Below are 12,467 nucleotides of genomic sequence, written 5' to 3'. Positions count from 1 at the left end.
CACCGACGGGGTGCGGCGCGCCCCCACGCGCGCCGCACCCCGCGGTGCGCTCAGACGGCCGCCGTCACCGCCCGCATCGACGTGCGGATGAGGTCGTGCTGGCGCCGCACGAGCAGCAGGGGGTCGACCTCGCCGAGTTCGGCGAAGGCGTGGCCCTCCCATTCGCTCGACCAGAACCCGCGGTATCCACCCTCGACGAACACGCGCACGAGCTCGGGATAGTCGATCGCCGGCTCCTGGCCGCTGTCGTCGATGTCGTAGAACTTCGCGTGCACGTGCAGGATCTGCGGCATGATGTCGGCCCACTCCCGCGGGTCGACGTGGCCGTGCATGTTGAAGGCCAGGTGCGCGAACGACCCCAGGCGACCCGGGTCGATCCCGCGGCCGCGCAGGTAGCCGAGGAACTCCTGCTGGCGCTCGCGCATCGTGGCATCCGTCGCCCAGATCCCCTGCAGCTTCGCCACCGCCTCGTCGTCGAGACCCGCTCGGCGCACGGCCCGCAGCAGGGTCGGCGACATCGCGTGCATGGTCGAGGAGAAGTCGGCCACGAAGCCCAGCAGGGGCGAATCGAGCTCGGCGTACGTCTCACGCACCCGCAGGACGGTCTCCGCGTTCGGACCCATCGGCGCGTGGATCTCGTAGGCGAGCTTCAGCTCGAGGTCTTCCGCGAGGGGGAGCAACCGCCGCAGCAGTTCGGGCTTCGCGCTCTGGATGCGCACGAGCGGGAAGCCCAACTTCTTCGCCCCCTCGAACATGAGCGTCGAGAATGCGAACTCCTCGTCGGGGGTCATGTCGCGATCGCGTCGACGCCCCATGTCGAGGTTCGCCCCGAACGAGCTCGCGACGAACCCGTGCCGGTCGAAGGCCGCCCGCCAGGTGCGCACGAAGTCGTCGCCGACCACCGGATAGGTCGGCACCATCTGGGATGCCACGATCTCGATGCCCGGGCCGATCCCCAGTTCCGCGACGCGGTCGAGCAGGCCGTCGAAGTCGAAGTACCCCGCCCGGAACTCCGCACTCGCCGAGTACAGCGTCAGGCCCAGCTGGAACGGGTCGTCGTCGCTCGCCGGGGGCGGCGGCGTCACGTCGGACACGAGCGCGGGGATCCCGGCATCCGCATCGACCACGGTGAGGGTCTTCGCCTCGTGCACGACGTTCGGCACGTACATCCCGGGCCCGCCGTCCTGACCGGGCGCGATCTGCATGTAGGGCAGGCGCAGCTCGCCGTGCAGCACGACGTCGTGGGTCTCGCCGAGCGCGACCGGGGCGGCGCGGCGGGCGATCAGCAGCGGGTGCTCCTGCAGGAACCAGAGCCGTTCGCTCTGTTCGGGCAGTTCGTCGAGCCGGTAGGAGGTGTCGCCGAATGCGACCCGGAGGTCGTCGGCCTCCACGTGCTCTCCGTCGACGGTGAGCGCGAGCGTCGTCACCGACGACAGCCAGAGGCTGCGGTACCAGGGGATGGTCAGGCGCAGGGCGAGCCCGTCGGGGTGCGCGCGCAGGCTGTCGTCGTGGATGAGGCCGTTGGGCATTGGGGGTCTCCTCAGTGCGGTGGACGCGGGTGCGGTGGATGCGCGTCGGGGGCGGGGTGGCCGGTTGCAGGCCGGCTCAGATTCGATCGGCGATCTGGCGCATCAGCGAGTGCTGGCGGCGGACCTGTTCGATGCTGCGCCAGGGTTCGCGTTCGCCCTCGTACTCGCTGGAGAGGTATCCGGTGTACCCCGCGTCCTTCAACGCCTTCAGCACGGGCTCCCAGGGGATCTGCTGGTCGTCGAGCTGCGCGTCGATGTCGTGGAACTTCGCCTGGATGAAGACGACGTTCTCGATCACGTCGAACACGTCGGCGGGGTCGACGTGGATGCCGTCGAGGAAGGCCGGACGGTGCCCTGGCAGCTCACCGGGCTTCAGCGGGATCGGGCGGTCCTGGAAGATGCCCGTGTCGAGCAGGAGGCCGAAGTGCTTCGTGCCGGTGCGGCGGATGAGGGCGATGTAGTCGTCGACGACCTCGTGCTTGATGGGGGTGGGCGAGTGGATCTCGGGGCAGATGATCACGTCGAGCTCCTCCGCCAGCGGCAGCGAGGCTTCGACGACCTCGGTCCAGATCGGGTGCGGAATGAGGTCGCTCGAGACCACGCCGATCTTCGGCCGCACGAAGCGGAAGCCCAGACGCCGGGCGAGGCGCAGATCGCGCTGCAGGGCGGCCGTCCCCTCTTCCACCGTCATGTCACGGCCGTTCGGGCCGCTGGAGTGCAGGCGCGTGTCGATCCACGAGCCGAAGTTGGTGGGCTCGAGGCCGTACTTCTCGAGGAGCGCGAACCAGTCGTCGACCCACTCCTGCGAGGGGTTCGGGTAGTTCGGCACGTGTCCCTCGCCGAGGATCTCCACGCCCGTCGCCCCGAGGTCGGCGATCGAGGCGAGCGCGGTCTCGAGGTCCATCACGGTGCCGTAGTCGCCCATGTAGCTGTACAGCGAGACGCCGTAGCGGAAGGGAGCACCGGATGCCACGGGCGCGAGCGTGACGTTTTTGGTGACGCGGTAGCGGCTCGGCTGGTGCTCCTCGGGGATGTACGACATGCGCAGGCGCAGGTCGATCGACAGTTCGTGCGTGCCGTCGGGCAGGCCGCCGGACAGCGGCACGGTGATGATCGCCGCGTCCTCGAGCGGCCAGCGCACGCCGTCGCCGTCCCACAGCTCTGCGAGGGTGTACTGCCGCCCCTGGAGGGTCCACAGCGGTACGTCGGGTTCGACGTCGACGAGCCCCGGGATGCGCACACCGATCCCGTCGATGAGCGAGGCGGCCATCCCGCGGTACGACGGCATCCGCACGCGGAACTGGAATCCGGTGACGGAGCCATCCGCGCCGCCCTCGCGGACGTTGCGGAAGCCGACGGACTGGATGAGGTCTCTCTCGAGAAGCATCGTCGCTCACTCTCTCTGGTGTCGCTTCGACGCTACCCCGCTTCTGCCTCATTCAGACATAAGAGCTTGTGATGTTCGGCATCAGTCAGCGTTCGCCCCGTTCTCGTCGCACGGATGCCGGGGACCGGCGTCAGCGTTCCAGCACCACCGCGAGGCCCTGGCCCACGCCGATGCAGATGGCCGTCACGGCGACGCCGCCGCCGCGGCGCTTCAGCTCGTGCGCGGCGCGGGCGATGATGCGTCCGCCCGAGGCGCCCAGCGGGTGGCCGATCGCGATCGCGCCGCCGTTCTCGTTGAGCAGCTCCGGGTCGAGCTCGGTCCACAGCTTCGCGCAGGCGAGGGTCTGCGAGGCGAAGGCCTCGTTCAGCTCGACGAAGGTGACGTCGCGCCACGATCGGCCGGCGCGGGCCAGCGCGCGGTTGGCTGCCTCGACGGGGGCGACGCCGAAGACGTCGGGGTCGTTGCCGAACGCGGCGCGACCGGCGATACGGGCGAGGGGCTCGGCATCCAGCGACCCCTCGGAACCCAGCAGGACCGCCGAGGCCCCGTCGTTGATGGGCGAGGAGTTGCCCGCCGTGACCGTGCCGTCCTTCTGGAACGCCGGGCGCAGGCCCGCGAGCACCTCGGCGGTGGAGTCGTCGCGAATGCCCTCGTCACGCGCGAGCGCGTGAGCCTCGACCTGCACGATCTCATCGTCGAACCGTCCCGCGGCCCACGCGGCGGCGGCGAGGCGGTGGCTGCGGGCGGCGAAGGCGTCCTGCTCCTCGCGCGAGATGGCGTAGATCTGGGCGAGCCTCTCGGCGCTCTCGCCGTTCGAGATCGTCCAGTCCTTCCGCAGCCGCGGGTTGGTCATGCGCCAGCCGATGGAGGTGTTCCACATCGTCTGATTCGCGGCGGGGAAAGGACGGGGGCTCTTCTCCACCACGAAGGGCGCGCGGGTCATCGATTCGACGCCGCCGGCGAGGATCAGGTCGGCGTCTCCGGCCTCGATCGCGCGCGAGCCCTGGATGACGGCATCCAGAGACGAGCCGCACAGCCGGTTGATCGTCGTTCCGGGCACCGACGAGGGGAAGCCCGCGAGCAGCGCGCCGAAGCGTGCGACGTTGCGGTTGTCTTCTCCGGCCTGATTGGCGTCGCCGAAGACGATGTCCTCGATGCGAGCGGGGTCGATGCCGGTGCGCTCGACGACGGATGCCATCACGGTCGCGGCGAGATCGTCGGGGCGCACGTCGGCGAATGCTCTGCCGTGCCGGGCGAACGGGGTGCGGACGGCGTCGTAGACGAAGGAAGCGGGCATGGGTCAGACCTCCAGTCGGAGACCGAGCAGGGACTCGATCTCGCCGTGCGTGTTGTCGCCGAAGAGCTCCCGCACACGGAAGCCGTCGGGCGTGACGTCGAAGACGCCGTGGTCGGTGTAGACGCGCGAGACGCAGCCGACGCCGGTCAGCGGGTACGTGCAGGCGGCGACGAGCTTGGGTTCGCCGCCCTTCGTGAGCAGGTCGGTCATGACGTAGACGTCCTTCGCACCGATGGCGAGGTCCATGGCGCCCCCGACCGCGGGGATCGCGCCGGGCTCGCCCGTCGACCAGTTGGCCAGGTCGCCGCCCGCCGACACCTGGAAGGCCCCCAACACGCACACGTCGAGGTGCCCGCCCCGCATCATCGCGAACGAGTCGGCGTGGTGGAAGTAGGCCGCCCCCGCGAGAGCGGTGACCGGCTGCTTGCCGGCGTTGATGAGGTCGGGGTCGACGCGCCCGCGCTCGGGCGCGGGGCCCATGCCGAGCATGCCGTTCTCGGTGTGCAGCACGATCTCGAGCCCCTCGGGCAGGTAGTCGGCGACGAGGGTAGGCGCCCCGATGCCGAGGTTCACCACGGCACCCTCGGGGATGTCGGATGCCACGCGGGCGGCGAGCTCGGCGCGGGAGATGCGGGTGGTCACTGCGGTGCCCCTTCGTCAATGCATGCTTCGGTGTCGGGCGCCGAGCCGATGGCGCGGGCCGGCTGGGAGGGCGCGCTCATGACGCGTCCTCGTCCGCGAGCGGCCGACCCTCGATGTCGACCCCGCCGATGAACTCGCCGTCGCGCAACCACGGGCGCTCCCCGACTGCCACGACGCGGTCGACGTAGAGGCCGGGGGTGACGACGACCTCGGGGTCGAGCCAGCCGAGCGGCACGATCTCGTCGACCTGCACCACGGTGGTCTCCGCGGCAGCGGCCATGATGGGCCCGAAGTTGCGTGCCGTCTCGCGGTACACGAGGTTGCCCCAGCGGTCGGCCGCCCGGGCGCTGATCAGGGAGACGTCGGCACGGATCGGATACTCGAGCACGTAGTCGCGCCCGTCGATGCGCCGCGTCTCTTTGCCCTCGGCGAGGTGCGTCCCGACGCCGGTGGGAGTGAAGAACCCGCCGATGCCGGCACCGGCGGCACGGATGCGCTCGGCGAGATTGCCCTGTGGCACGAGCTCGAGTTCCACCTTGCCGTCGCGATACAGCCCGTCGAACACCCACGAGTCGCTCTGGCGCGGGAACGAGCAGATCATCTTGCGCACCTGTCCGGCGGCGAGCAGGGCGGCGAGCCCCGTGTCGCCGTTGCCGGCGTTGTTGTTGACGACGGTGAGGTCGCGGGCACCCTGGGCGATGAGCGCGTCGATGAGTTCGACGGGCTGACCGGCGCGTCCGAAGCCGCCGATCATCACGGTGGCACCGTCGCGGATGCCGGCGACGGCCGCCGCGACGTCGGGAACGGTCTTGTCGATCATGGAGACTTCCTATGTTCGCTCTGCGAACGATCGTTCGCTTGACGCACACTTTATCTCCGACCACGGGTCAGGGCAAGACCCGAGGTCATCCCAGATGCGCGTAGTCCGGCAGCTCGATGGCATCCGCGGGAGGAGTGAACAGACCAGTCGCAAGACGCGCCACGACGGGGGTCGACGCCACCCGCAGCACCCCGCGGAACACCCCGACGCCGAGACGCGAGGCCGGGTTCGCCAGCCGCGGAGTGCCCGGGGGGAGATTCTGCGCCTGGGCGACGTAGGGCCGCATCAAGCGCTCGTATCCGCGGAAGGCGTCGCGGTGATCGACGTGCGCGGCGAGCTCACCCGCCAGAACGTAACCCCCGGCGAGGGCGAGGCTCGTCCCCATGCCGCTGACCGGCGAGGCGCAGTACGCGGCGTCTCCGACCAGTGCCACCCGGCCGTTCGACCAGCGGGGCGCTCGCACCTGACCGATCGCGTCGGTGTACAGCTCCTCCGCGCGGTCGAAGCCGTCGAGCACTCGCGCCACCTCCCAGCCGGCGTCGGCGAACGTCTCGCGCAAACGGCGGCGCTGGGCGTCGAGATCACCGCGCTCCGGCCGCGGGCGCCCACGACCGGTGACCACCGACATCGTCGCGCGGATCGTGCCGTGCGGATCGGGGCGCAGGGTGATCGAGCGACCGCCCGGCGCGGAGTACCAACGCCACCAATCATCGTCCGCGGCGGTGCGAGGGATCGTCCCGTACGTCGTCTCGAGCCCCAGCGAGCGGATCTGAGGCTCGTCGCCGAAGACCAGCCCGCGCGTTCGCGAACCGATCCCGTCGGCGGCGACGACGAGCGCGAACCGCTCCTCGGGCGCCCGCTCGAAGTGCACGATGACACCCTCGGCATCCTGTTCCACCCCGGTGACCCGGTCGCCGAAGCGGTACTCGGTGCGCTCCGCGGTGCGCCCGACGAGAAGTTCAGCGAGGTCTCCCCGCAGGATCTCGAGCTCGGCGGTGGCGCCGTCGGAGTCGCCGCGACCCGCGGGGAACTCCGCCACGGTCCGCCCGTCGCGTCCGACGAACCGCGTGCCGACCTCCCCCGTGGTCGCCGCGCGCACCGCCGGCTCGAGACCCATCCGCCGCAGCACCTCGCGACCGGCACCGCGCACGTCGACGTTCTGTCCGCCGGAGCGAAGGCCGGGGGCGCGCTCGACGATCACCGTTTCGTAGCCGTACCGGTTCAACCAGTACGCCAGCGCCGGGCCCGCGATGCTCGCTCCGCAGATCAGTACTCGTCGATGGGAGTTCGCCATCTTTTCCCCGCTTCGTTGATAATCAATGAGATTGGCAATCTACACGACTATCATGGCGATGTGCCCCCGCTCGACGACTCCCCCGACGCGCACGACGACCGCCGCGAACGCGAACGCGCGCGCCGCAGCGAGGTCCCGATGGGCGACGACGACATCCGGGCGCGCGTGCAACGCGTCACCCTGCGCCAGCAGCAGTTCGAGCGGCACGTCGCCGCCACGCTCGCCGTCGACGGCCCCGGGCTCGAGGCGATGGACCACCTCATCTCCTCCGGCGACGCCACCCCCACCGAACTGGCCCGGCGCCTGGGCATCTCGACCGCGGCGATGACGCTGGTGCTTCACCGCCTCGAGAACGCCGGGCACATCCACCGCGAACGCCATCCTCACGATGGGCGCAAGCTCGTGGTCTCGGCCGTGGATCACTCCAGGGACCGCGCGCGCGACCTCGTCACGCCATTGATCGACGGCATCGAGCGGGTCGTGGACGACATGGATGCCGCGGAGCGCGCCACCGTGCAGCGTTTCCTCGACCGGCTGATCGACGTGTACGACGACGCGCTCGGCGCCGCGAGCCCACCCCCGCGCTGACGTCGCGCTCAGAGCAGGCGGAGCTCCGCATCGATCGCCGCCGCCGCAGCGATCAGCGGCGGGAGGCACCTGTCGCGCCACTCGTCGACGTCGCCACGCGCGCTCGCCGACACGTTGACGGCGGCCACGACGCTCCCGTCGCGCCCGTGGACGGGCACCGCGAGCGAGCGCAGCCCCCGCTCCAGCTCCTCGTCGACGAGGGCCCATCCCTGTTCGCGTACGCGCGCGAGCTCGGCTTCCAGCACGTCGACGTCGGTCCGGGTGCGCGGGGTCAGCGGCTCGGGCCGGGCGGCTCCGATGAGCTCTGCGATGCGTTCCTCGGGTTCGGCGGCCAGCAGCACGCGCCCCATGCTCGTGGCGTACGCAGGGAAGCGCGTGCCGATCGTGATGCCCACGCTCATGATGCGTCGCGTGGGGACGCGGGCGACGTAGACGATGTCGTGGCCGTCTCGCACCGCCGCCGAGACGCTTTCGTCGATCTGCCTCGACAGACGCTCGAGGTGCGGCTGCGCAACGGCCGGCAACGACAGCGCCGACAGGTAGCTGAAGCCCAGCTCGAGCACCCGTGGGGTGAGGGCGAAGTCGCGCCCGTCGCTGCGCACGTAACCGAGCGTCTGGAGGGTCTGCAGGAACCGTCGCGCCGCCGCCCGCGGCAGGTCGGCCCGGCGCGACACGTCGCTGAGGGTCAGCGTCGCATGGTCGGCGTCGAACGCCCGGATCACCGCGAGACCGCGCGCGAGGGACTGGACGAACTCCGGTCCCGTGCTCTCGCTCATCGGCTCACCCTATCCGCCGGTCACCCGCCGCCCTGCACGTCTCCGCCCTGCGAGCCACTGCCCCGCTCGCCGCCGGACCGCCCGTCCTGCACCGGAGCGTCCTGCACGCTGCCGGACTGTCCGTCCTACGCGGGAGCGTCCTGCGCGAACACCTCGGATGCGATCCGGAACGCCGTATTGGCCGCCGGCACCCCGGAGTAGATCGCCGACTGCAGGATGACCTCGCGGATCTCGTCGGTCGTCAGGCCGTTGCGCAGCGCCGCCCGCAGGTGCATCGCAAGCTCTTCCTGATGCCCGTGCGCGATGAGCGAACTGAGCACCGCGATCGACCGGGAGCGGCGGTCCAGGCCCGGGCGGGACCAGATGTCGCCCCAGGCGACGCGCGTGATGAAGTCCTGCCAGTCGGCGGTGAGCTCGGTGGTCGACGCGAGAGCACGGTCGACGTGGGCGTCCGACAGCACGGCGCGGCGCACGGCCATGCCCTGGTCGACGCGTTCCTGATCGGTGGGCATCAGGCGTCCTTTCGAGAAGCGGAGGCGAAGAACGACCGCAGCAGCGCCGCCACGGCCTCGGGTTGTTCGGCGGGCGGCAGGTGGCCGGCGTCGTCGATGCGCACGGTGCGGCCGTCGCGCACTCCCTCGGCGATCTCGACGGCCTTGACCTCGGGCGCGACGGCGTCGAAGGCGCCCCACGCCGCGAGCACCGGCACGGTGATCCGGCTCAGCGCCGGGCGCACGTCGTACGCGGCGAGCGCCTCGCAGCAGCGGGCGTAGCTGTCGTCGTCGGCATCCTGCAGCGCGTGCAGGAGTCGTCCGGTCAGGTCGGGGCGTCGCGCGATCGAGTCGGGGGCGAACCAGCGTTGAGCCGACGCGATGATGAGGCTCGACGTGCTCTGCGCCCGCGCCTGAGCCGCACGCTCGACCCATGCGTCGGGGTCGCCGAGTCGGGCTCCGGATGCCACGATCGCCGCGGCCCGCAGCCGCTCACCGTGGCGCAGCGAGAGCTCCAGCCCCGTCGCCCCGCCGAGCGAGACCCCGGCGTAGAAAAAGGTCTCGTCGGGCACGGCCGCCGCCACGGCATCCGCGAGGTCGGCCACCGAGAACGCCTCGCGCGCGACGGGACCCGCGCCGTGACCCGGGAGGTCCCAGGCGGCGACGCGGTAGTCGTCGGCGAGCAGCGGCACGACGTCGTCCCAGAGGATCGTCGAGGTGCCGAGCGATGGTCCGAGCACGACGAGGGGCGCGCCCTCCGGTCCGACCGGCGCCGTCAGCGAGATCAGCGGAACCGCGCTCATTCGTCCACCCCGTGTCTGTTCGCGTCCGAAGCCGTGCGGTCTCGGCGACCGTCTGCGCGTTCTGCGGCGGCGGTCCCGATCTCCACGGCATTCGTCCCGCGCGCAAACCGCGGCGCGAGCCCCACGTAGCCGGAGGGGTCGAGCAGCGCGTCGACATCGAGATCCTCGGGCAGCGCCCGCAGCACGCCGGCGAGGTCGGCGTCACCGACGAGCAGTTCGGCGAAGCGCTCGGCGCCGATCAGCGGCACGAGGGCGCCGCGCAGGCGCTCGCTCACGAGGCGCCCCCTGGTCAGCCCGGCGTTGCGCGCGGCGGCCGCGGCGTCCACCCGCAGGTGCGCCGCGAGAGAAGAGGCGTGCCACGACGCGCCGAGCGCCAGCCGCAGGAGTTCGCGCAGCGTCGGCCACTCGGCGTGCCAGGCGCCGTCGGGGCGTTCGTCGACGGCGAGGGATGCCGCGAGGTGCAGCGTCGCCCCCAGCTGCGGCGCGCGCAGAGCTGCGGAACGGATGAGCACCGCCTCGGCGGGGTTCTGCTTCTGCGGCATGGCCGACGACCCGCCGCCCGTGCCCTCCGACACCTCGCCGATCTCGGTGCGGCTCAGCGTCGCCACGTCGGCCGCGAACTTGCCCAGCGCGTCGAGCGCCTGCACGAGCGCGTCACCGAGCTCGGTCACCGGCCAGCGGGTGACGTGCCACGGCGCCTCGGGCACGTCGAGCGACGTCGCGCGGGCGAAGGCCGCGGGTAGGGCCGCCGCGGCATCCACGGATCCGGTGATCTCGACGAACGAGGCGAGCGTGCCGCCGGCGCCGCCGAGCTGCGCCGGGAAGAACAGCGCATCGAGACGGGATGCCGCGCGCTCGATGCCCTGCGCCCACGTCGCCGCCCGTGCACCCACCGTCGTGGGCACCGCGTGCTGGGTGAGCGTGCGAGCGGCCGCGACGTCGTCGGCGTGGCGCAGGGCGAGCTGCCGCAGCCACTGGGCCGTGTGTCCCACGGAACCGCGCACGTGCTCGACCGCGCGCTGCGCGACCGTCATGAGGGCGGTGTCGAGGATGTCCTGGCTCGTCGCCCCGCGGTGGATCCACGCACGGTGCGCGGCGGGCACCTGCTGCGTCATCATCCCCACGAGCGGGATGACGGGGTTCCCGCCGGCGACCGCTGCCGCGACGAGGGCGTCGACGTCGAGCGTCGCCGACGGCGAACCGCCCTTCTCGTCGAGGCCGAACGCGTGGTCTACCGCGATGCCCGCCTCTCGCGGTGCGATACCCCGCTCGACGTAGGCCGCGACCAGCGCGCACTCCGCCCGCACGAGGGCGTCGAGCACCGCGGCGTCGGACACCAGCGCATCGTGGCCGACCGCGACAGGGGTGAGCAGTCCGCGCTCGAAGGGTTCAGAACGCAAGGAACACCGTCTCTCCCGCGCCCTGCAGCCGGATATCGTGCCGCAGGTAGCCGTCGGCCGCGCGCGTCGCGACGAGAGTAGCGCGCTCCGGGGACGTCAGCGTCGACAGCAGCGGGTCGGCGGCGAGCGCCGCGTCATCCCCCGGCACGTAGATACGCGTGTGCAGCTTGTCGGGCAGGCCCCGGGCGAACACGATCGCGGCGTAGAAGCCCGCGCGACCGCGGATGCCACCGGGCTCGCGCGTCCAGAACTCGAAATGCCCCTCGTCGTCGGTGAAGGCGCGACCGAAGCCGGTGAACGTGTGGTCGTCGCGGCGGAACGCGCCGCGCGCCCGGGGCACCGAGCCGTCGGCATCCGCTCCCCAGATCTCGACGAGGGCGTCGGGGACCGGCGCTCCCGCACCGTCGTAGACCGTGCCGCCGAGCACGATCGCCCCGGGCGAGTGCGGGAACGCGACCTCGTGCTGCTTCGGGTACTCCAGCCCGTAGGCGAAGAACGGTCCGACCGTCTGGCCGGGGGTCGCGCGGTGGGTCTTTGCGGGGATCACTCGTCGCCCTCCTGCTCGAAGTAGGTGGCACCCGGTCCGTCGACGACGATGTCGAAGCGGTAACCCGTCGCCCACTCGGGCGAGGTGAGGTCGTGGTCGTAGACGCCGACGAGGGCGTCGCGGTCCTTCTGCCGGTGGATGGTGTTGTAGATCGGGTCGAGCGCGAACAGCGGGTCGCCCGGGAAGTACATCTGCGTGACGAGCCGCTGCGTGAACGACGACCCGAACACCGAGAAGTGGATGTGTGCCGGACGCCACGCGTTGCGGTGGTTCTTCCAGGGGTAGGGCCCGGGCTTGATCGTGGTGAAGCGGTACTCGCCGTTCTCGTTCGTGACCGCGCGCCCGGCGCCGGTGAAGTTCGGATCGAGCGGGGCGGGATGCTGGTCGCGCTGGTGGATGTAGCGCCCGGCGGCGTTGGCCTGCCAGATCTCGATGAGCTGGTTGGCCACCGGTCGACCCCACGAGTCGAGCAGGCGCCCCTGCACGCTCATGCGCTCCCCCAGCGGTTCGCCGGCGTGCTGCAGCGTGAGGTCGGCCTCGATCGCGGCGACGTCACGCTGTCCGAACGCGGGCGAGACGAGCTCGATCGTCTCGGGGTCGACGAGTCGGGGGTTCTTGGTGGGATGGCGCAACACGCTCGAGCGGTACGCGGGGAAGTCGTGAGCGGTGGCGGCGACGTCGTCGCCGGCGGCCTCTCGGGCATCGAGCTCGGCGTGACGGGCGCGGATCTCGTCGACGATCTGGCTCTGCGTCGCCTGATCGGGGGCGGCGAGCAGCGTCTCGGGTGCGGCAGCGGGGTTCGACATGGGGTCTCCTTCGACGTTCCCATCGTCCGACACCGCCCGCCCGTGCGGCAAACCGTTCCCGCCCAATGGGAGTCATGGCATCCTGAG

At 71.4% G+C, this 12,467-nt stretch carries 13 protein-coding genes; 1 reads left to right on the top strand and 12 read right to left on the bottom strand.

The window, feature by feature from the left end:
- Window positions 1-50 precede the first annotated feature (50 nt).
- The 6 genes from FHS07_RS06880 to FHS07_RS06855 all read right to left on the bottom strand — a co-directional run bounded on the left by FHS07_RS06880 (window position 51) and on the right by FHS07_RS06855 (window position 6,969).
- Window positions 51-1,529 carry a C-glycoside deglycosidase beta subunit domain-containing protein gene (locus tag FHS07_RS06880; RefSeq protein WP_183419078.1) on the bottom strand — a complete coding sequence of 493 codons (1,479 nt, stop codon included), beginning with the start codon at window positions 1,527-1,529 and terminating at the stop codon, window positions 51-53.
- A gap of 76 nt (window positions 1,530-1,605) precedes the next feature.
- Window positions 1,606-2,916 (bottom strand): C-glycoside deglycosidase beta subunit domain-containing protein, encoded by a 1,311-nt coding sequence (locus FHS07_RS06875; protein ID WP_183419077.1) that lies wholly within the window; start codon window positions 2,914-2,916, stop codon window positions 1,606-1,608.
- A 130-nt stretch (window positions 2,917-3,046) separates the two neighbouring features.
- Window positions 3,047-4,213 carry a thiolase family protein gene (locus FHS07_RS06870; protein WP_183419076.1) on the bottom strand — a complete coding sequence of 389 codons (1,167 nt, stop codon included), beginning with the start codon at window positions 4,211-4,213 and terminating at the stop codon, window positions 3,047-3,049.
- Window positions 4,214-4,216: 3 nt separating this feature from the next.
- Window positions 4,217-4,855: a 3-oxoacid CoA-transferase subunit B gene (locus tag FHS07_RS06865; protein ID WP_183419075.1), complete on the bottom strand. Its 639-nt coding sequence runs from the start codon at window positions 4,853-4,855 to the stop codon at window positions 4,217-4,219.
- A gap of 76 nt (window positions 4,856-4,931) precedes the next feature.
- A complete protein-coding gene (locus FHS07_RS06860) occupies window positions 4,932-5,675 on the bottom strand; it encodes a 3-oxoacid CoA-transferase subunit A (RefSeq protein ID WP_183419074.1) in 744 nt (247 codons plus the stop codon).
- Between the two features lie 85 nt (window positions 5,676-5,760).
- Window positions 5,761-6,969 carry an FAD-dependent monooxygenase gene (locus FHS07_RS06855; RefSeq protein WP_183419073.1) on the bottom strand — a complete coding sequence of 403 codons (1,209 nt, stop codon included), beginning with the start codon at window positions 6,967-6,969 and terminating at the stop codon, window positions 5,761-5,763.
- A gap of 60 nt (window positions 6,970-7,029) precedes the next feature.
- Here FHS07_RS06855 and FHS07_RS16805 point away from each other — a divergent pair, with 60 nt between their 5' ends.
- Window positions 7,030-7,557, top strand: coding sequence for a MarR family winged helix-turn-helix transcriptional regulator (locus tag FHS07_RS16805; RefSeq protein ID WP_343054629.1), 528 nt, complete (start codon window positions 7,030-7,032; stop codon window positions 7,555-7,557).
- Between the two features lie 8 nt (window positions 7,558-7,565).
- Here the strand turns inward: FHS07_RS16805 and FHS07_RS06845 are convergent, their stop codons facing one another.
- The 6 genes from FHS07_RS06845 to pcaH form a co-directional block, all read right to left on the bottom strand.
- Entirely contained in the window at window positions 7,566-8,333 is a 768-nt protein-coding gene (locus FHS07_RS06845) for an IclR family transcriptional regulator domain-containing protein (protein WP_183419072.1), read from the bottom strand.
- A 125-nt stretch (window positions 8,334-8,458) separates the two neighbouring features.
- A complete protein-coding gene (pcaC, locus tag FHS07_RS06840; RefSeq protein WP_183419071.1) occupies window positions 8,459-8,845 on the bottom strand; it encodes a 4-carboxymuconolactone decarboxylase in 387 nt (128 codons plus the stop codon).
- The gene (locus FHS07_RS06835; RefSeq protein WP_183419070.1) at window positions 8,845-9,627 is read right to left on the bottom strand and encodes an alpha/beta fold hydrolase; all 783 of its coding nucleotides are present in this window, start codon (window positions 9,625-9,627) and stop codon (window positions 8,845-8,847) included. The genes pcaC and FHS07_RS06835 overlap by 1 nt, the downstream gene beginning before the upstream one ends.
- A complete protein-coding gene (locus FHS07_RS06830) occupies window positions 9,624-11,027 on the bottom strand; it encodes a lyase family protein (protein ID WP_183419069.1) in 1,404 nt (467 codons plus the stop codon). Before FHS07_RS06830 ends, FHS07_RS06835 begins: the two co-directional genes overlap by 4 nt.
- Window positions 11,017-11,574 carry a protocatechuate 3,4-dioxygenase subunit alpha gene (pcaG, locus tag FHS07_RS06825; protein WP_343054628.1) on the bottom strand — a complete coding sequence of 186 codons (558 nt, stop codon included), beginning with the start codon at window positions 11,572-11,574 and terminating at the stop codon, window positions 11,017-11,019. Before pcaG ends, FHS07_RS06830 begins: the two co-directional genes overlap by 11 nt.
- Window positions 11,571-12,380: a protocatechuate 3,4-dioxygenase subunit beta gene (gene pcaH, locus FHS07_RS06820; RefSeq protein WP_183419068.1), complete on the bottom strand. Its 810-nt coding sequence runs from the start codon at window positions 12,378-12,380 to the stop codon at window positions 11,571-11,573. The genes pcaG and pcaH overlap by 4 nt, the downstream gene beginning before the upstream one ends.
- Window positions 12,381-12,467 lie beyond the last annotated feature (87 nt).

The organism is Microbacterium proteolyticum, assembly GCF_014192415.1.
In the GTDB taxonomy this organism is placed as follows: Bacteria; Actinomycetota; Actinomycetes; order Actinomycetales; family Microbacteriaceae; genus Microbacterium; species Microbacterium proteolyticum.
Note: the sequence above shows the minus strand (reverse complement) of the source record. Positions and strands in the feature narration are given on the sequence as shown.